Source organism: Nonomuraea sp. NPDC004580 (assembly GCF_040609855.1).
In the GTDB taxonomy this organism is placed as follows: domain Bacteria; phylum Actinomycetota; class Actinomycetes; order Streptosporangiales; family Streptosporangiaceae; genus Nonomuraea; species Nonomuraea salmonea.
Genome location: NZ_JBEXLH010000076.1, coordinates 17,333 through 35,868 on the forward strand (window position 1 = coordinate 17,333; position 18,536 = coordinate 35,868).

The window sequence follows — 18,536 nt, forward strand, 5'->3', positions numbered from 1 at the left end:
GACTCAGAGCCGGACTCAGAGCCGGACCATGACGGTCTTGGTCTCGGTGTAGGCGTCCAGGACCTCGAGGCCGTGCTCGCGGCCCAGCCCCGACTGCTTGAACCCGCCGAACGGCAGGCTCCCCGCGCTCATCTCGCCGAAGGTGTTGATCCACACGGTGCCGGCGCGCAGGCGGGCGGCGGCGCGGTGGGCGCGGCCGAGGTCCCTGGTCCACACCGACGCCGACAGGCCGTAGATCGTGTCGTTGCCCTGGGCGACGGCGTCGTCGAGGTCGGTGAAGGTCAGCAGCGCCGCGACGGGGCCGAAGATCTCCTCCCGTACGACGCGGGCGCCGGGACCTGCCTGCTCCACCAGCGTGGGCGGCATGTAGAGGCCGTGGCCGAGCTCGCCGGCGGTGTGCAGGACGCCGCCCTCCTCCCTGGCCACGTCCAGGTACGCCGCCACCCGGTCGAAGTGCTCCCGCGTGGCGAGGGGCCCGGCCTTGGTCCCGGGGTGGAACGGGTCGCCCAGCGCGTACGAGCGCATCTCCCGTACGAGCAGCTCCCGGAACCGCTCACGGACCGACTCCTGCACGAAGATGCGGCTGCCCGCCACGCAGCCCTGGCCACTGCCCTGCGCGAACCCCGCCACCGCGCCCCTCGCCGCCGCCTCCAGGTCGGCGTCGTCGAAGACGATGGTCGGCGACTTTCCGCCCAGCTCCAGCGTGACGCGCTTGAGGTCCCTGCTGGAGACCTCCAGGATGCGCCGGCCCACGGCCGGCGAGCCGGTGAAGGAGATTTTGTCGACGTCCGGGTGGCCGGTCATGGCCTCGCCCGTCGGGGCGCCGCCGGTGACGATGTTCACCACGCCGGCCGGCAGCCCGGTCTCCGCCAGCAGCTCGCCGACGCGCAGCGCGGACAGCGGCGACCAGGCGGCGGGCTTGGCGACGACCGTGTTGCCGGTCGCCAGCGCGGGGGCCAGCTTCCAGGCGAGCTGCAGGATCGGGCCGTTCCACGCGGTGATGGCGGCGACCACGCCGAGCGGTTGACGGACGGTGTAGGCGAGGGTCGAGGGGTCCGACGGCCCGGATCGTCCGTAGATTTTCGTCGGCCAGCCCGCGTAGTGGCGGAACACCTCCACCGCGTGCTCCACCATCCAGCGCGTCAGCCACAGCGGCCCGCCCATGTCGAGCGAGTCGAGCACGGCCAGCTCCTCGGTGTGCGCCTCGATCACGTCGGCGATGCGCAGCAGCACTTTGCTGCGCTCGTACGGGGTGATGTCCGCCCACGAGGGCGCCTCGAAGGCCCGGCGTGCGGCGGCCACGGCGGCGGCGACGTCGTCGGGGCCGGCGGCGGACACGCGGGCGAGAGCCTGACCGGTGGCCGGGTCGCGGGTCTCGAACGTCTCGTCCGACCGCGGGGGCACCCAGGCGCCGCCGATCAGCAGCCGCTTGGTCGAGCCGTCGGCGAGGAAGGCGGGCGCGGGACGCTCGGAGGAGTCCAGGGTGAGGGGAACAGTCATGAGAGAGTCGTCTCCAAAACGAACTGGTTTGTTCTGTTACGACCGACCGTAACCCGATCTGTGCGGTTCGCGCAAACGAACCAGTTCGTTCTAGAATCGCCCCCATGGGAAGAGGAGAGGCCAGCAGGCGGCGCCTCCTCGACGCCGCAGCCGCCGAGTTCGCCGCCCACGGCATCGCCGGCGCCCGCGTCGATCGCATCGCCGCCGAGGCCAAGGTCAGCAAGGCTGTCATGTACGCCAAGTACGGCAGCAAGGAGGACCTGTTCGACGCCGTGCTGGCCGACCAGGTCCAGGGCGTGCTCGACGTCGCGCCGCTGACCCCCGACGATCTGCCCGGCTACGCCGTCCGCCTCTACGACGCCTACCTCGACCGGCCGCAGCTCGTCCGCCTGGCCACCTGGGCCAGGCTCGAACGCACCCCGACCGGCTACCTGTTCTCCGAGGCCGATGAGGTGCCCAAGGCCGGCGCCATCGCCGAGGCCCAGGCCGCCGGCCACATCGACCCCGCGTTCGACCCCGCCGACGTGCATGCCATGGTCATCGCCCTGGCCATGACCTGGTCACCGGCCGGCATCATCTACACCGCGACAGAAGACGACCCCGAGGCGGAACACGACCGCCGCCGCGCCGGCCTCGCCGCCGCCGTCCACCGCGCCTTCGCCCCCACCGAGAAGCCCTGACCGGTCAGGTTCCGTGGCGGGCGGCCCATTGGAGGCGGTGGCGGGTGGCGGCGCGGCGGGCCAGCGCCGACGCCTCCGCGGGGACGCGTTCCGCTCGCCAGGCCGCGAGCGTCTCCAGCATGCCCTCGACGAAGCGGCGGCCGAGCGCCGTGACCGTGCCGCTGGTGAGCAGGGTCAGGCACGCCTCGTGCGCCGCGTCCCGCCAGCGGGCGAACTCGCTGTGCGCCACCTCGGAGTCGGCCGTCACGTGACGCTCGGCCCGCCAGAACCCGGCCACCCCCATGTGCGCGTACGCACCCTGCAGCAGCGCCGCCGCCGGCCTCGGGTCGTCGCGCCAGGGCGCGTAGTAGTGGCCCCGCGCGCCCGGACGTACCAGGTCGAACAGGTCCATCAGCATCGTCAGCTTGGCGTGCTGCACCTCGTGGGTCAGCGTGAGCGCCGCCGATCGCGCGTCGTGCGGCCACGACATCGCGACACTCCCGTACGCGGTGCGCGCCGTCGCGCTCCGCGTGCCCGCCTCAGGCGGCGCGATCGGCACCACGACCTTGGTGATGCCTTCCAGCGCCCGCGCCACCCCGGGATGCCGCGCCTTGAGCACCTCTCGGGCCTGATCGAGCACCGCGCCCCAAGCCTCCGCCTCGACGTCGGCGAGCCGCCCCAACGGCGGAATCGGCCCAGGAAACCGCCAGGGATCCACATCATCGAGCAGAAACCCGACGTCTCGCACCCCTTCCCACCGCGCCCCACCGACCGCCACGGTGGCGCGCAGGTCATGGGGGAGAGGGAAGCGCTCACCGGCTACCTCAAGACAGGCGGAAGCGGGACCGACCGGCTCGCCGATGGCGCTCGGCTGGTGGGCGGAGGTGGGATCGACCGGCTGGCCGAGGGTGCTCGGCTGGTGGGCGGGGGCAGATCTGGCCGGCCCGCCTGCGGCGACCCCCGGCTGGTGGTGAGGGGTTGGGGAGCCTGTGGTGGCGCGTGGCCGGCCGGGGGCCGGGATGATCAGGGTGACGGGTTCGTCGGCGGGGACTCCTGGGAGGAGGAGGCGGCCGAGGCCGGGAAGTTCGGCCATTTCCGTGCTTGTGGTGAAGGGCGCTGTGACAGGGACGCCTGCCATGAGGGCGGCGGTGGCGGCCAGGGCGGCTAGGCGCTGGGGGGTCGCGTCTTCTCCGCGGTTCAGGGCCGCCACCGTGGCTGAGGCCCAGGTGCCCAGCAACGGGTAGCCCAGGGCTTCGGCCGCCGCAGAAGGGGCGGCTTGCTGGATGCGGGCCAGGAGCCGGTAAGCGTCCGCGGTGGCCGGTGCGCCAGGGTGGTCCAGGGCGCGGCTGCGGGCGACGACCGTGTGCAGGAGCAGGATGTTCTTGCCGCGCTCCATCGCGGCCGGGTCGCCGGGGACCGGGCCACCGCGTGCCAGGTCGTCGAGTGCGGCGGGGGAGAGGGCGAAGCCGCGGATCATCCGCCGAGCCGGGCGAGGTCGCCGGTCACCCTGGAGCCGATGTGCCCGATCAGCCGGTACAGGTCGGGGCAGTAGACGCTGGGCCGGTCGAAGCCGGCCCCGTCGCGGTAGCGGTGCGCGACGTGCCCGCCGCCGCACACCCGTACGCGCGGGCAGGCCAGGCAGGCGGCCGGAGGCGGCCGGCGGACGGCCACCCCGGGCAACTCGAAGACGGCGTCGAAGGGGTCGGTGGCGACGTGCAGCCCGGTGGCGGCGGCCCCGTGGTAGGCGGACTTGAGCGCGTCGCTCTGCTCGATCGACCCGTCGCTCTCCACGACCACGACGGCCGCCGGCTCGGGCCCGATGCCCTCGGTGCCCGACCGGCCGCCCAGGTGCAGCACGAGGATCCCCTCCAGGACACGTACGGAGGTCTCCGGCGGGACCGCGCCGTACCAGCGGTCGAAGACGGCGATCAGCCAGTCCGCGTACGGGGTCCCGCCCCCGGGCACCCGTCCGGGCGGCGGCTGCGACCAGTTGCCGTGCGGCAGCAGGAAGTCGACGGCGGGCGGCCGGAGAGAGATGAGCTCCTCGTACACCTCGACGGGGTCGTTGCGCAGGTCGATCGTGCACAGCAGCCCGGCGAAGCGCCCCTCACGGGCGGCCAGCATCTCGACGGCGGCCCTGACCCGGTCGTAGCTGCCGTGCCCGGCGCGCGTCCTGCGGTGCCGGTCGTGGGCGGCCCGCCCGCCGTCCATGCTGACGCCGACCCGGACGCGGAACTCGTCGAACAGGTCGAGGAAGGCGGGCCCGAGCCGCAGCCCGTTGGTCTGGACGGTGAGGTGGGCGCGGACGGACATCCCGGCGAAGGTGGCGAGCAGGGTGCGCAGGTGGGCGGGCCCGCACAGCAGCGGCTCCCCGCCGTGCAGGACGACGTTGACCGAGCGCAGCCCGTGGGCCGCCGCGTGCTCCTCGATGCGGGCCGCCGTCGCCGCCGCGGTGCGGGCGCTCATCATGAGGGGACGATCGCGCCAGCTCTGGTCAGCGGATTCGTATACGTAACAGTGATCGCAGGCCAGATCACACCGGCTGTGGAGTTTGAGAACGAATGTGCGAAAACTCTCCGGCATGGCTGCGGGAAATAAATGCACTGCTGTCCAATGCTCCGGGAAACGCTCAACGGATAATATCCGAGTAACCGGAAATTGACTACGATTTCGGTCCTGGGGGACAGGTGGATGAGATTCTCCGTTCAGAGCTGCCGGACCTGTCGGACCTCGACCTGGAAGCCGTGGCGCAGCTGCCCGACAGCGCACTGAGCCGCGCCGTACGCAGGCTGCTGGCGGACACGGACGATCCATCGGAAACTTATTTCCTCGGCCACGACACGTGCCTGCCCGGCGCAGGTAAGGATTAGGTCCGTGGGCGCGATGTCGGCATAGAGCGAAGGCGCGGCGGTGGACACGGTGACGAAAGCTCGTGTGATCGGTTTTTTCTCGACCCGGGCCGGCCTCGGCCGCACCATGGCGCTGTGCAACTGCGCGCTTCTTCTCGCCGAGGCGGGAAAACGCGTCCTCGTGCTCGACGAGGAGCCGCAGGCGCCGGCGTTGCGCCATTACCTGAGCCGTTTCCTGCCGGAACGCCCTGGTGAGCCGCGTACGGCGGGCCCCGGCGACTGGTCGGGCCTGGAGATCGCCGTCGACCTTCCCGGCCAGGTCGTGCGGCACGCGGTGCTGGCCGGCGAGGAGATCGACGCCGCCGCCCCCTACGACTATGTGCTGGTCAACCTGCGGCCAGGCGCGGAGCCGTCGCCGGTGATCCGGTCCTGCGACAGCGCCGTGGTGTGCTTCTGGCTCAGCCCGTACGGCATCGACGAGGCCGCGGCCACGGCCCGCCAGATGCGCGCGGCCGGCACCCCGGTCGTGCCGCTGCCCACGATGGTCTCCCACGAGGGCGAGGACCTGCTGCGCACCGCCAGGCAGCGGGCCACGGCCGGCTTCGGCACGGACATCGCCGTCGAGGTGCCCTACGACAGCGCCGCCTACTTCTCCGACGACCTCGCCGTCCTCACCGAGCCGCCCGGCTCGGGCGGCACCCAGCGGGCCGCGTACGAACGCCTGGTCGAGCTGCTGAGCGGCGGCGCGGTCACCACGCTGCGCCACGTCTCCATCGTGTACGTCCCCGGCTACGACGTGTGGGCCGAGTGGATCGCCGCCCAGCTCGACCTGTGGGGCGTCAGGGCCGACAGCCTCACCAAGGCCGACTACCTCTCGCGCACCCCGGTCGACCTGCTGGCCGGCGACGCGCACACGGCCGTGCTGGTCGTCGGCCCGCCGGGCGAGCCGACGGGCCTCGACTGGCAGCGCAGGGGAGGCCGGGCCGCGCCGCTGCCGGGCCGCGGCCTGATCCGCGTGCTGGTCGACGGCGAGGCCGCCGGCGCCGCACCGGCGGGCGAGGTGGAGCTGGACCTGCGCGGCCTGCACGAGGCGGAGGCCGCCGCCGAGCTGCAGGCCACGCTCGGGGTCGGCGGCGCGTACGTGGCCGGCGGCGAGGGCACGGGCACCGCCCGCTTCCCCGGCCGCGGCCCCGCCCTGTCGGAGCTGCCGCAGCGCGACGAGGGATTCACCGGCCGCCAGGCGCTGCTGACCCAGCTGCGCGCCCAGCTCGGGCCCCGGTGGGACGGCACGGGACGCTGCGTGGTCACGGGCCCGGCCGGGCGCGGCAAGAGCGCGCTGGCCCTGGAGTACGCCCACCGCTTCCGCGGCGCGTACGACGTCGTGCACTGGCTGCACGCCGAGGACGCCTACTCCGCCCGCGAGGGGCTGCGCAGGCTGGGCCAGGAGCTGGGCCTGCCGCCCCGCGAGGACGCGGTGGCCGTGCTGAAGGAGCACCTGGCGAGCCCCGAGTCCGGCCGCTGGCTGCTGGTGTTCGACGAGGCCGACCGCCCCGACGCCATCGCCGGCCTCGTCCCGCAGGGCCCGTACGGCCACGTCATCGTCACCTCCCGCGCGGCCGGCTGGCCCGGCGGCTTCAGCCCCGTCGAGGTCGGCAAGCTCGCCGCCGCCGACGCCGTCGAGCTGCTGACCTCGGGCGACGAGCTGCTCAGCGAGAGCGGCGCGGCCAAGGTCGCCGCCACCGTCGAACACCTGCCGCTGGCCCTGTCCATGGCCAGGGCGTGGATGGAACGCGAGCTGACCAGCGCGCAGCGCCCCCGCCGCACGATCGACGACCTGCGGACGATCACCGTCGACCGCTTCCTGTTCACCTACCAGCGGATCAGGCGCGACCTGCGCGAGCAGGGCCGCCCCGACGACGTGCACGCCGTCATGGTGGAGCTGATGCTCGACCTGCTGCGCGGCGTGCCGGGCGGCGAGGGCGCGCCGTGGCTGCTGGAGGCGCTGACGTTCGTCTCCTCCGACGGCGTCCCGCTGAGCCTGGCCCACTCCACCGCCTCGCGCGACTACGCGGTCGCGCTGATCGGCGAGTACGGCGACGGCCTCATGGTGGACGCCCTGCTGCGCCTGCTGCACGAGCACGCCCTGGCCAGGGCCGAGCCGGGCCCCGGCGGGCGGCTGCGCGTGCACCGCGTGACCGCGAGCCTGGTCCGCGTCCGCATGCCGGCCGCGCAGGCCGAGGAGCGCCGCCGCCAGGTGCTCACGCTGCTGGCCAGGCACGCGCCCGGCGACACCGAGGGCCCCGACGCCGGGATGTACCTGGAGCTGGGCAGGCACGTGTTCCCCTCGGGCGCGATCGAGTGCGGCGAGGAGATGGTGAGGCGCTGGATCACCGGGCAGGTCCGCTTCCTGTTCCTGCTCGGCGACCGCAGCGCCTGGGACAAGGCGGTCGCCATCGGTGACCGCGCGCTGCGCAGCTGGACCGCGCCCGGCGCGGAGGCCAGGGCCGACCTGGTCAACCGGCTGCGCATGGAGCTGGCCAACGTCCACCGCGTGCTCGACCGGCCCGAGACCGCCCACGCCCTGTCCGGGCAGGCGCTCCGGGAGCTCAGCGGCGACCGGCGCGGCCATCCGCTCCGGTACATCGCCGCCCAGGTCCACGCGGCCGACCTGCGTGCCGTCGGCGACTTCGACGAGGCCTACCACTGGGACTCGGTGGCGTACGAGGGCATGCACCGGGTGTTCGGGCCCGACCACGAGTGGACGAGCAAGGTGCTCAACAGCCTGGCGCTGTCGGCCTCGCTCAACGGCCGGCCGCACCGGGCGTACGAGCTGGCCAGGCAGCGCATGGACCGGCGGCGGGCGCTGTTCGGCGAGAGCGACCTCGGGCTGTGGCGCACCGCGCTGACCGCCGGGGTGCTGCTGCGCGACCTCGGCCGCCACCAGGAGTCGTACGACCTGCTCCGCGCCGGGCTCGACCACCTGGCGAGCAGGAGCGCCAAGGGCGACCCGCGCACCCTGCTCATGCTGCGCATGCAGAGCAGCCTCGCCGCCGCCGAACGCATGCTCGGCCGGCCCTTCGAGGCGCTGGCCCGCGACCGCGAGACGCTGGAGGAGCTGCGCTCGCTGGTCGGCGGCCGGCACCTGTACGCGCTGCTCTGCCAGGCCGGCTTCGCCGCCGACCTGCACGCGCGCGGCGAGCACGCGGAGGCGGCGGGCAACGCGCGGCACGTGGCCGACGGCCTGGCCGCCATGCAGGCCGAGCACCCCTTCGCCCACGCCGCCCGGGTCAACCTGGCCACCTATCTGGCCGCCGCGGGAGCGGACGCCGAGGCGCTGGAGCTGGCCCGGCAGGCGCACGAGGCGCTGCGCAGGCGGCTCGGGACGCGGCACCCGTACACGCTGGCCGCCGCCGTGACGCTGGCCGGCCGGCTGGTGGCGCACGAACCGGCCGAGGCCCTGGTCCTGGAGGAACGCGCGTGGGACTGCCTGGCCAGGACCTTCGGCCCCGAGCATCCGCGCACCCTGCGCGTGCAGGAGAACCTGACCAACACCCGGCGCCGCCTGGTCGGCCACCCGGGGGCCGAGGCCGGCGTCCGGCACGCCGCCGAGATCGAGATCGTCGGGAACTGACATGCGGGAGGCGGACTTGAGGACGACTCGCTCGCCCTTCGCCCACATCGGGCACGAACGACTGGTCACGCTCTGCGAGGAGGCGCTGCCCGGCCTGCCGGACATCGAGATGCTCGCCTTCTACGACCGCGGCTTCCACGTGTTCACGATCGCCGAGGGGGACGACGAGGAGCGCAGATCGCTCGAGCGGGCCTTCCGCCAGCTCGTCACCGAGAACGTCCGCCTCGACGGCCTGGTCCGCGACTTCGGCACCGGCGAGCTGATGCGGACGTTCGTCATGACCGAGGACGCGGCCGTGCAGTGCGGGCACGTCTTCGAGGAGGAGTTCCTCATCGGCATGACCCGCGACCTCGCCGCCGCCGAGGAGATGGACGAGCAGGTCGCCCGGCTCGTCACCCGCATCAGGACCGAGGTCTACCTGCAGGCCGACCAGTTGCCCGGCGGGCGGCGCAGCCCGCGCGAGACGCCCGGCATCGAGCCGGCGGTGCTCAGGACGACGGCGGGCGAGGCGGCCGACCCCACGCTGGTCGCCGACCTGGTGAGCTGCCTCGGCTCGCTCGTGGACGTCAACGACCTGCACTACGTGGCCGTCTACCGCGACTGGCGCTTCCTGTGCGCGGCCGACGTCATCGACAGCCCGGCGCTCGCGCCCTGGTTCGGCGGGGTCGAGGGCAGCGAGGGCGCCCGCAAGCTGTACCAGGACTTCGCCTCCCGGCTCCGCTCCGACCTGCCGGAGCTGGCGTACTCGCTGCGGCAGCTGTCGGAGGCGCCGATCAGGCGGCTGGTCCTCGACGTCGTCTCCGGCGCGATCTACGTCTATCCGCTGCCGGGAACCCGGGGGTTCGTGGTCGGGCTCACGGTGTTCCAGCCGGAGGTGTTCGTCGCCGAGAACCGGCTGCGTGAGGGGCTGGCCAGGCTGTCGGAGCTGCTGGGGACGGGCTGATGTGGCGGCCCGGCTCATGGCCCGATGATCGGCAGGGGCTTATCGTCGTCCTTGACAGCCACCGTGCCCATCAGCGTGGGGAGGGGCCGTGCGCCCGTTGCTGACCGACCCTGCCGCCGACCGGCTGGCCAAGGGCGTCGGCGTGGCGCTGGCCGGCTGGGCCGTCGCCGCGCTGGGCCTGGGCAGCCCGGGCGGCCACCCGATCTTCCTGTACGGCGTGACGGCGCTGCTCTGTGTCGGCCTGTACGGCAGCGTGCACGGCATCAACAAGGAGTCGGTCTCCGGCGACGTCAGGACGGTCGTCCTCGCGGTCACCGTGGGCGTGCTGCTGAAGACGGCGCTGATCGCGGGCGTGATGTGGCTGTTCTTCGGCCATCCCGCGGTCATCCTGCTGGCACTCGCGGTGGCCCAGATCGACCCGCTGTCGGTGGGCGCGCTGATCGGCCGGGCCCGCATGTCGCCGCGCGCCAAGTCCCTGCTGCTGGCCTGGGCCTCCTTCGACGACCCGATCACCGCCCTGCTGACGGTCTACCTGTCCTCGCTCGTGCTGGGCACGACGGGCGGGGGCTACGCCGGCTACCTGACGAACCTGGGGCTCAACCTGCTCTTCGCGGGCGCGGTGCTGGCCGCCGTCCTGGCTGCCAGGCGCTGGGGGGCCGGCCGGCGGATGCGGCCCGGTCAGGTGCGGACCGGCTCGCTGCTGCTGCTCATCGCGTTGCTGGCGGTCGCGACGGCGCAGTTCCTCGTCCTCGGGATGGCCCTCATCGGGCTGTTCTTCCGCCCCGAGCTGGGCAGGCTGCTGGACGGCGCGCTCACCGGCGCCTTCTACCTGGCCACGTTCGCGATGGGCACGCTGCTGGTCGCCGGCATCGAGCCGGCCATGGCGCTGGTGCTGGGCGTGGCGGCGTTCGCGGCGCAGGCTGTGGTCGGCGGCCTGCTGATCACCCGCGGCCTGCCGGTGCGCGACCGGGTGAGCCTCGCGCTCGGCCAGCAGAACGGCATCACCGCGATCCTGCTGGCACTTGCCCTGGCCCCGGCCTATCCGCAGGCGGTGGCGGTGATCGCGCCGGCCGTGCTCGTGGTCAACGTGCTGCACGTGGCCGCCAACACCGGCTGGCAGCGCGTGCTCACGGCCGGACCGCGGAGACGACTCCGTTCAGCACCCGCCGCCCCAGCTCGTCCAGCACCCGGGAGCGTTCGTCCGGCCGTGGCGGATGCGCAGGACCCCGTTCGGGAGCCGCCGCGCTGAGCGGCGCCGACGGCAGCGACTGCACGGTCACCTCGAACGTGCGGCAGATCGCCTGCAGCTCCTCCTCCTGGCCGGGGCTCAGCCGCCCCGCAGGCGTGTCGGCCAGGAACTGCGCCACCCGCTCCTGGAACGCCCGCACCAGCAGCCGCCGCACCATCGACGCGCCGGCCGCCTCCATCAGGTCGCGCGAGGCCAGCCGGCGCCTGGCACGCAGGCTGTGCTCGCTGCCCGCCGGGTTGTCGAAGACGTCGTGCAGCAGCCGGTCGAGCTCACCGGTGGCCTCGGTGACCGCGCCCGCCCGCTGGAACTGCTCGGCCACGGCCGGCGGCAGCACGCTCAGGTCGGGCTCGGCGGCGCCGGACGGCGGGGCCGACCTGAGCCCGGCGACCGTTCCGTGGAGCTGGTCGATCATGTTCTGGGTGGCGCTCTGCTGCCTGCTCAGCCGGTCCATGCGGCGGCGCAGCCCCTCGAGGACGTTCTCCTCGGCCGAGGCGGCCAGCCGGTTGAGCGCGACCTCCAGCGTCCGCCTGAAGCGCCCGCCGAAGTCCTGGACGTTGAACAGCAGCGGCTGGCGGCCGAGCAGGCTGGACACTCCCGCCCGCATCGACGTGGCGAGGTGGCCGTTGACCACCGCGATCAGCTCGCACGGCACCTGGCTGGCCCGCGCCGCGGTCACCCTGCGCTCCAGCTGGGCGTCGTCGCCCGGGCTGAGCAGCGACCTGGTGACGAGCACGGCGACCGCGGCCCGGCCGTCGGCGTAGCGGACCCAGAAGTCGATCGGGTCGGTGTCGGCGGCGAGCACCACGTCGGTGCGGAAGTCGAGCCCGCTCTCCTCCAGGATGCGCCGCACGGTGGTGCTCACCTCCCACGACTCGAACTCGTGGCGCTGCCTGACGGCCTCCCTGATCGTGGCGGTGGTCACCGGCCTGCCGGTCGCCTCGACGATCGCCTGCGCCCGCCGGAACAGCGAGAGGATCTCGCGCGGGTTGCCGTCGGTCATCTGCACCAGCGCCTCGGCGACCGGCCCGCTCACCTCGTCGCCGCGCTTGCCGACGAGCTCGATCGCCTCCTCGCGGTCGAACGGCGAAGGCGTGATGACCCGGGTGCGTTGCAGCGTGCCCCGGCTGACCAGCGGCAGGTTGTCGGTGGGCCCGCAGTAGACCAGCAGCCCCCTGGCGTCGATGAACACCTTGACCAGCTCGTCGAGTGAGTTGACCGCGTCCTCCCTGGCCTGGCCCTCGCCGCCGAGCAGCTTCTCGAACTCGTCGATCACCAGGACCATGCGGCGGCGCATCCGGCCGCAGAGATAGACCAGCACCGACAGCGTGTGGTAGGCGTCGGCGGAGGTGACGAGCTGGCGGTGCACGCCCCTGGCCCGCAGCTCGGGGCTCGGCGGCGCGCCGCCCAGCCACTCCCACACCGCGTCGGTCAGCTCGTCCATCACCATGAGCGCCAGCGCCGTCGCCCACACCGAGTGCTCGGTCAGGTGCCGCAGCATGCGGCGCAGCTCCTCCTGCAGCGCCCGCTTGGCCAGGTGGAAGTGCTCGACCACCTTGCGTGGGTCGAGCGTGCCGTCGCGCAGTCGCGACCTGATCTCGCCGGCCAGCTCGGGCCCCGCCTGCTCCTCCCCGATCTGCTCGGCGGTCACCCGGCCGTAGTAGTCGATGACCAGGTCGTGCAGCCGCTCGCGGCCGAACTGCTCCAGCAGGATGTTGCGGAACAGGTAGCCGAATTCGGAGTGGGGCGTGTCGAGCTTGAGTATGACGGCGTCCTCGTGGCTGCGCGCGATGCGGTGCAGCACCGACGTGGCCAGATGGGTCTTGCCCGACCCGAGGTCGCCGATCAGGGCCAGGGCCCGGCCCGACTCGCCGAGCTCGCCGCCGCCGGTCGACAGGTAGCCGTCGACGAACCGGTGGGCGCTGTCGAAGGCCGGGGTGACCACGGTGATCGCGGTGGGGTCTGCGTCGTCGCCAAGGCGCAGCGTGTAGGTGACGGGGACCTCGGGCTCGTGCGGTCCTTGGCTGCCCTTCATGACTTCTTGTCTTTCTCCAGCCGGGTGAGAAGGCGCATCACGATCTTCTCGCCGAACGCCTTGAGTTTCGCGGGGGTTATGTCCCTGTGCCCATAATCCTCGAAGAAAAGGGCCAGCTGTTCGAGCGCCTGACTGGGTGTCTTGAAGGGGCGTACCGCTTCGGAGAGCTCGTGCATTTCCGCGTCCCCCAGGGAGACTCGACGTTTGACCAGAATTTCGCGGATGTCGCATCCCCCGCCGTCCAAAAGGCCGACCGGCAGGAAAATTGTATGGCAGGTGGGGTGCCTGCCGAACTGACCGGCGAGCTTGCCGGGGTCGTCCGTCAAGGACTCGGCGAAGAAGACCATCCGCCTGCGCGCCAGCTCCTGGAAGTTGCGCACCCACTTGAGCTGGAGGTGCTGCGGGAGGAGGACGACGGCCACGCCGCCGCGTTCGTTCAGGACGTCCCTGATCCGGCCGAACGCCACATACGGATCATCGGTCGCCTGCCGCAGCGATTCCACATCCTCGTGGAGGGTCCATTCCTCCTCCTCCAGGAGTACGGTCATCTGCCGGGCCAGCCACAGCGCCATGTCGGAGAACTCGGTGCAGTCCTCGTGGCCGGTCGACTGGCTGTAGTCGGCGACGCAGACCCGCTCGATCTCCCGCTCGCGGGCCAGCAGGTGGGCGCAGCGCTGGATGAACGTGCTCTTGCCGACCCCCCGCGGGCCGTGCACCAGGATCAGGTGGCCGCGGGCGGCGACCCGCTCCTTGGTGACGGCGGTGTCGAAGCGCTCGTACAGCAGGTCGTGCATGCCGTCGATGAACGCGAACAACGGCAGGTGGTCCACCCGCTCGTCGAAGAAGAGCAGCGGCCCCGTGTAGGGGGAGCCGTCGGGGCTCGGCGGGTGGATGGGGTTGGTCATGCCCGCCGCACCCCCGGATGGGGCCGCCACGGCCGGCGCAGCGCCCTGTCGAAGCCCGCCAGCCGTTCCGCCAGGGCGGTCAGGGCCGGCTCGATGTCGCCGTCGTGAGCCTGCTCGCGGGTGAGCCGCTCGGTGAGCAGGCGACGGGCCTCGGGCACCTGGCGCCAGCCGGGACGGAACCTGCTCACCCTGGCGAGCTGGGCGGCGAGCTTCTCGTACGCCTCCTCGTACGGCCCGGCCTGCGGCGTCCTGCCCGCCTGCCGGGAGGCCCGGTATTCGCGGGCCGCCACCAGGAAGGCGTCGGCGGCGTCGCCCAGGTCGTCGGCGTGCTTGACGGCCACCGTCGAGGCGTTGCGCCACTCCGTGGAGACGAGCGCCACCAGCCCGCCCGCCAGCACCGGCAGCAGGATGGACACCACGGTCGGTAACGGGCCGTCGGCCGGTTTGGGCGGGGCCACGTACGTCATCGCCTGGCAGGCCCGGGTGAACGCGGCGCGGTTCTCCTTCGCCCACCGGTTCGGGTCGAGGGTGGCGGTGGGGGTGACGATGCGGCCCTGGGCGGCGCTCAGCCGGTCGTCGAGCGCCGCCGCCGCGGCTGCCAGCTCGGGCTGCCGGGTGGGGGAAAGGCACTGGACGATCTGGTCGTCACGCAACGGCGGGGCGGAATGCGAACATGCGGCCAGTGCTATGGGTGCGCCGAGGAGGAGTAACCAGCCGAACACCCACAAACGTCGCATACCAGGATTCCTCGCCTCGCCGGTAATTGCCACGATAACCGGCCCCTCCAGCGTAAGTGCGCGGTGGTCACAAACTCGTCATATGACAGCACAGGAAACCCGCCCGCCGGAAGGCGGAATACGGAGGAGGGGCCGGTGACCGCCGCTTTTCGCACCGGGAGGAAGGCGTGCGCGGGAAATGGCGCCTTTCCCGGCGGTCAGGACGCGGTGGCGTGGGCCGGCTCCCTGCCGTCCCTGTCCTCCCCGGTGGCCTCGGGCCGCTCGGGGCCGCGGGCGAGCACGTACAGGAACAGCACGGCCATCACCGCGACGCCCGCCCACATCGCCTGCTGCCAGCCCGCCACGAACGACTCCCTGGTCACCAGGACCACCTTGCCCGCGTACGGTCCCGCCGCGTCGATCGCGGTCGCGACGCCCTCGCGCGCCCGTCCGGCCACCTCATCGGGCACACCGGACAACCGCGCGCCGACCGCGTCGCGGTAGCCGGCCGACAGCAACGCGCCGAGCAGGGCGACCCCGAGCGCGGTGCCGAACTCGCGGGTCACGTCGTTGAGCGCGGACGCGACACCCTGCCGCTCCCGTGGCAGCGCGGCGGTGATGACCTCGGTGGCGGGCGTCATCGACACCCCCATGCCGGCGCCCATGGCCAGCATGCCGGGCAGCACGGACAGGTAGCCGCCGGACACGGAGACGATCGAGGCCATCAGCGCCAGCCCGGCCCCGGCCAGCAGGATCCCCGTGGCCATGGTCGCCCGCGGCCCCACCCGCGCGGCAAGCCGCGCCGCCAGCCCCGAGCTGAGCATCATCAGCACCGCCATGGGCATCAGCGCCACCGTGGACAGCAGCGCCGTCCAGCCGAGCACCGCCTGCAGGAACGGGAAGAGCACCACGAAGATCCCCGCCTGGACGCCGAACACCGCCAGCAGCGTGACCGACCCTCCCGCCAGTCCGCGCTCCCTGAACAGCCGCACGTCCAGCAGCGACGCCTCCCGCCGGCGCAGCTCCCACGCGACGAACCCGGCCGCCGCCACGAGACCGGCGGCGAGCGCGGCCAGGATCTCGGGCGCCGCCCAGCCGCGTACGGGACCCTCCTGGAGCGCGAAGATCAGCCCCGCCACGGCCACGACGGAGGCCACCGCGCCCACCCCGTCGAAGCGGTGCCCGTGGCGCTCGCGCGAGTCGGGCACCGACCGCACGGTCATGACCAGCGCCACCACGACCAGGGCCAGCGGCAGGACGAACGACCACCGCCAGGTCGCGACGTCCACCAGGGCGGCCGACAGGAACATGCCGAGGATGCCGCCGCCGCCCGCGACGCCCGTCCACACGCCGATCGCCCGGCCGCGCTCCTGGGCGGGGAAGGTGGAGGTGATGACGGCGAGCGTGATCGGCATGATCATCGCGGCGCCGACGCCGCTCGCCAGGCGGGCGGCCAGCAGCATGCCGGCCGTGGGCGCCAGCGCCGCCGCCGCGCTCGCCGCCCCGAAGACGGCCAGCCCGGCGATCAGCATGCGCCTGCGGCCCCAGCGGTCGCCGATCGCGCCCAGCGGCAGCAGCAGCGCGGCCAGGGTGAGGGTGTAGACGTTGATGATCCACAGGATCGTGCTCTGCGCGGCGTCCAGCTCGACGGCCAGCTCGGGCTGGGCGACGTTCAGGCCGGACACCGAGGCGATCACCGCCATCAGCGCGACGCAGACGGCCACGAGGATCGCGCGCAACCGGCGCGGCTCGTACGTGCTCATGAAAGGTCCTTTCGCAGGTGGTCCTGCGAACGTAGCCGTGACTTGCCGCTGACGCATAAGCTGTTGCTCATGACGCAAGACGATGACGACCTCGACAGCCTGGTACGCAAGAGGATCCGCGCCCTGCGCGTCGCCCAGGGCTGGTCACTGGAGGAGCTGGCCGCCCGCGCCAGGCTCAGCCAGTCCACGCTCAGCCGCATCGAGAACGGTCAGCGCCGCCTCGCGCTCGACAGCCTCGTCACCCTCGCCCGCGCCCTCGACACCTCGCTCGACCAGCTCGTCGAGACCGCCGGCGACGACGTCATCAGCAACCCCATGATCGACGCTCCCCACCAGCTGATGCGCTGGCCGGTCAAGGCCGACCCGGGCCTGAGCGTCGTACGCCAGCGCATCACCGAGCCGCCCCCCGACAACCCCGCGCGCATGCGCGCCCACCCCGGCCGCGAATGGCTGGTCGTCCTGTCCGGCACCGCCGTGCTCCTGCTCGGCAACCGGCGGCTGCGCGTCGAGACGAACCAGGCGGCCGAGTTCCCCACGATGCTCCCGCACGCCATCGGCGCCGAGGGGCGGCCCTGCGAGATCCTCGGCATCTTCGACCGCGACGCCCGCCGCGGCCACCGCCCAGGCCAGGAGACCTGAGCCCTACGAGGCGGGCGTCAGGCGGTAGCGGATCGGCAGGCGCTTCAGGCCGCCGACGAACGTCGTCGCCGTCCACGCCGGCTCGCCGTCCAGCTCGACGCTCTCCAGGCGGGGCAGCAGCTCGGCGAACAGCGCCGCCACCTCCATCCTGGCCAGCGCCGCCCCCAGGCAGTAGTGCACGCCGGTGCCGAAGGCCAGGTGCCGGTTCGGGTCGCGGGCGACGTCGAAGCGGAACGGCTCGTCGAAGACGTCCTCGTCCCTGTTGGCCGACGGGTACGACAGCAGCACCGACTCGCCCGCCGCGATCGGGACACCGCGTACGTGGGTGTCGGCGCGGGCCGTGCGCATGAACGACGTGACCGGGCTCACCCAGCGGATCATCTCCTCGACGGCCGTGGGCAGCAGGCCGGGGTCGCGGCGCAGCAGGCCGAGCTGATCGGGGTGGCGGATGAGCGCCTCCAGCCCGCCCGCGACGGTGGAGCTGGTGGTGTCATGGCCGGCGGTGGCGATGAGGATGTAGTAGGAGGCGATCGTGGTGTCGTCGAGCAGGCGGCCGTCGATGCGCGCGCCCGCGATGCAGGAGGCCAGGTCGCCGGTCGGCCGGGCGCGGCGGGCCGCGGTCAGGTCGTGGAAGTACGCGAACAGCTCCTCCAGGGCGCCCATGTGCGCGCCCGGCGTGCCCGCCGCCGTGCTTCCCTTGTCGCGGTCGTCGTGGCCGAACAACTGCTGGGTGAGCCGCAGCATCAGCGGATAGTCGGACTCCGGCAGGCCGAGCAGGGCGAGGATCGCGTACAGGGGGTAGGGCGCGGCGATCTGCCGGGCGAAGTCGCAGCTGGAGCCGTGCTCGGCCATGAGATCGACGTGCCCGCGGGCCAGCTCCCGCACCCGGTCCTGCAGCGCCCGCATGGCCTTCGGACGGAACCAGTCGGCGGCGATCGCCCGCAGCGGCCGGTGCTCGGGCTCGTCGAGGTGTACGAGGCTGGCCAGCGCCTTGCCCCGCGCCCGCCGCTCCCGCAGGGCCGCGTCGAGCGCGGCACTGCGCAGCACGGGACGCGGCGCGTTGAGCCAGAGCGTGTGATCACGCTCGACGGCATGCACGTCGTCATGCCTGGTGACCGCCCAGAACGGGTTATAGCCGTCAGCCTGCACATAGTGGACGGGCGCCTGCCGCCGCAGCAGCGTGAGCGCCGCGTGCAGCAGCCCCTCATCGGCGTACGCGGCGGGCGTCGCCAGCACCCGCCCCGCCTCGGCGACGGTCATGCCGTGGAAGCTTTCGCGCGTGAGCGGGTCGGTGGGTGATGGTGATGGTGATGGCGGTGGCGATGGTGGTGGCGATGGTGGTGGCGATGGTGGTGGCATGGTGGCGGGCTCCTGGTCGGCGGGTGTGCGGACGGTGGTGCGCCGCCTGCTGGGGAGGACGCTCCCGAGCCGCGGTGGAGCCCGTCCCCCGGGCGGACCGGCCCCCGCCTGCATTATGACCCCCAAGAGCGCCGGCGCGCCGGATCAGGAAGGCCCCGGAACGCCGGCGCGCCGGATCGGGAAGGCCCCAGAGCGCGCGCCGGAGCCCGAGGGCCCCCGCGCGGCGGTTACCCCGGCCCGGGGAGCGGGTGGGGTCCTCGGGCCCCCGGCGGGCCCGCTCCACGCGGGGCC

The 18,536-nt window shown here is 73.1% G+C and carries 13 protein-coding genes; 5 read left to right on the forward strand and 8 right to left on the reverse strand.

The window, feature by feature from the left end:
• Positions 1–15 precede the first annotated feature (15 nt).
• Positions 16–1,500, reverse strand: a complete 1,485-nt coding sequence (locus ABZW11_RS41160; protein WP_355430185.1) for an aldehyde dehydrogenase family protein — start codon at positions 1,498–1,500, stop codon at positions 16–18.
• 104 nt (positions 1,501–1,604) lie between these two features.
• On the opposite strand from ABZW11_RS41160, the gene ABZW11_RS41165 reads away from it, so the two are divergent.
• Positions 1,605–2,180, forward strand: a complete 576-nt coding sequence (locus ABZW11_RS41165; protein WP_355430187.1) for a TetR family transcriptional regulator — start codon at positions 1,605–1,607, stop codon at positions 2,178–2,180.
• Positions 2,181–2,184: 4 nt separating this feature from the next.
• On the opposite strand, the gene ABZW11_RS41170 is transcribed toward ABZW11_RS41165, so the two are convergent.
• Both ABZW11_RS41170 and ABZW11_RS41175 read right to left on the reverse strand, forming a co-directional pair.
• Positions 2,185–3,636, reverse strand: a complete 1,452-nt coding sequence (locus ABZW11_RS41170; RefSeq protein WP_355430190.1) for an HEXXH motif-containing putative peptide modification protein — start codon at positions 3,634–3,636, stop codon at positions 2,185–2,187.
• Complete coding sequence (locus ABZW11_RS41175) at positions 3,633–4,742, reverse strand: FxsB family cyclophane-forming radical SAM/SPASM peptide maturase (protein ID WP_355430193.1); 1,110 nt, start codon at positions 4,740–4,742, stop codon at positions 3,633–3,635. Before ABZW11_RS41175 ends, ABZW11_RS41170 begins: the two co-directional genes overlap by 4 nt.
• A gap of 104 nt (positions 4,743–4,846) precedes the next feature.
• Between ABZW11_RS41175 and fxsA the strand changes: the two genes are divergently transcribed.
• The 3 genes from fxsA (at position 4,847) to ABZW11_RS41190 (ending at position 9,582) form a co-directional block, all read left to right on the forward strand.
• Entirely contained in the window at positions 4,847–5,029 is a 183-nt protein-coding gene (gene fxsA, locus ABZW11_RS41180; protein ID WP_345385306.1) for an FxSxx-COOH cyclophane-containing RiPP peptide, read from the forward strand.
• A gap of 64 nt (positions 5,030–5,093) precedes the next feature.
• The gene (fxsT, locus tag ABZW11_RS41185; protein ID WP_355430197.1) at positions 5,094–8,639 is read left to right on the forward strand and encodes an FxSxx-COOH system tetratricopeptide repeat protein; all 3,546 of its coding nucleotides are present in this window, start codon (positions 5,094–5,096) and stop codon (positions 8,637–8,639) included.
• Positions 8,640–8,655: 16 nt separating this feature from the next.
• Positions 8,656–9,582: a hypothetical protein gene (locus tag ABZW11_RS41190; protein WP_355430200.1), complete on the forward strand. Its 927-nt coding sequence runs from the start codon at positions 8,656–8,658 to the stop codon at positions 9,580–9,582.
• 1,127 nt (positions 9,583–10,709) lie between these two features.
• On the opposite strand, the gene ABZW11_RS41195 is transcribed toward ABZW11_RS41190, so the two are convergent.
• The 4 genes from ABZW11_RS41195 to ABZW11_RS41210 all read right to left on the reverse strand — a co-directional run bounded on the left by ABZW11_RS41195 (position 10,710) and on the right by ABZW11_RS41210 (position 16,247).
• The gene (locus ABZW11_RS41195) at positions 10,710–12,863 is read right to left on the reverse strand and encodes a hypothetical protein (RefSeq protein ID WP_355430203.1); all 2,154 of its coding nucleotides are present in this window, start codon (positions 12,861–12,863) and stop codon (positions 10,710–10,712) included.
• On the reverse strand, positions 12,860–13,768 hold the full coding sequence (locus tag ABZW11_RS41200; protein WP_355430206.1) for a hypothetical protein: 909 nt from the start codon (positions 13,766–13,768) through the stop codon (positions 12,860–12,862). The genes ABZW11_RS41195 and ABZW11_RS41200 overlap by 4 nt, the downstream gene beginning before the upstream one ends.
• Positions 13,765–14,505: a hypothetical protein gene (locus tag ABZW11_RS41205; RefSeq protein ID WP_355430208.1), complete on the reverse strand. Its 741-nt coding sequence runs from the start codon at positions 14,503–14,505 to the stop codon at positions 13,765–13,767. Before ABZW11_RS41205 ends, ABZW11_RS41200 begins: the two co-directional genes overlap by 4 nt.
• Before the next feature lie 197 nt (positions 14,506–14,702).
• Entirely contained in the window at positions 14,703–16,247 is a 1,545-nt protein-coding gene (locus ABZW11_RS41210) for an MFS transporter (RefSeq protein ID WP_355430211.1), read from the reverse strand.
• Positions 16,248–16,316: 69 nt separating this feature from the next.
• On the opposite strand from ABZW11_RS41210, the gene ABZW11_RS41215 reads away from it, so the two are divergent.
• Positions 16,317–16,886, forward strand: coding sequence for an XRE family transcriptional regulator (locus ABZW11_RS41215; RefSeq protein ID WP_355430214.1), 570 nt, complete (start codon positions 16,317–16,319; stop codon positions 16,884–16,886).
• Between the two features lie 3 nt (positions 16,887–16,889).
• Here ABZW11_RS41215 and ABZW11_RS41220 read toward each other — a convergent pair whose 3' ends face one another.
• Positions 16,890–18,146 carry a cytochrome P450 gene (locus ABZW11_RS41220; protein ID WP_355430217.1) on the reverse strand — a complete coding sequence of 419 codons (1,257 nt, stop codon included), beginning with the start codon at positions 18,144–18,146 and terminating at the stop codon, positions 16,890–16,892.
• Positions 18,147–18,536 lie beyond the last annotated feature (390 nt).

Bases quoted from the DNA above. Each gene is read 5' to 3' on its own strand.
- ABZW11_RS41160 (WP_355430185.1), bottom strand. From the start codon at position 1,500: ATGACTGTTCCCCTCACCCTGGACTCCTCCGAGCGTCCCGCGCCCGCC.
- ABZW11_RS41165 (WP_355430187.1), top strand. From the start codon at position 1,605: ATGGGAAGAGGAGAGGCCAGCAGGCGGCGCCTCCTCGACGCCGCAGCC.
- ABZW11_RS41170 (WP_355430190.1), bottom strand. From the start codon at position 3,636: ATGATCCGCGGCTTCGCCCTCTCCCCCGCCGCACTCGACGACCTGGCA.
- ABZW11_RS41175 (WP_355430193.1), bottom strand. From the start codon at position 4,742: ATGCCGGAGAGTTTTCGCACATTCGTTCTCAAACTCCACAGCCGGTGT.
- ABZW11_RS41195 (WP_355430203.1), bottom strand. From the start codon at position 12,863: ATGAAGGGCAGCCAAGGACCGCACGAGCCCGAGGTCCCCGTCACCTAC.
- ABZW11_RS41200 (WP_355430206.1), bottom strand. From the start codon at position 13,768: ATGACCAACCCCATCCACCCGCCGAGCCCCGACGGCTCCCCCTACACG.
- ABZW11_RS41205 (WP_355430208.1), bottom strand. From the start codon at position 14,505: ATGCGACGTTTGTGGGTGTTCGGCTGGTTACTCCTCCTCGGCGCACCC.
- ABZW11_RS41210 (WP_355430211.1), bottom strand. From the start codon at position 16,247: ATGAGCACGTACGAGCCGCGCCGGTTGCGCGCGATCCTCGTGGCCGTC.
- ABZW11_RS41215 (WP_355430214.1), top strand. From the start codon at position 16,317: ATGACGCAAGACGATGACGACCTCGACAGCCTGGTACGCAAGAGGATC.
- ABZW11_RS41220 (WP_355430217.1), bottom strand. From the start codon at position 18,146: ATGACCGTCGCCGAGGCGGGGCGGGTGCTGGCGACGCCCGCCGCGTAC.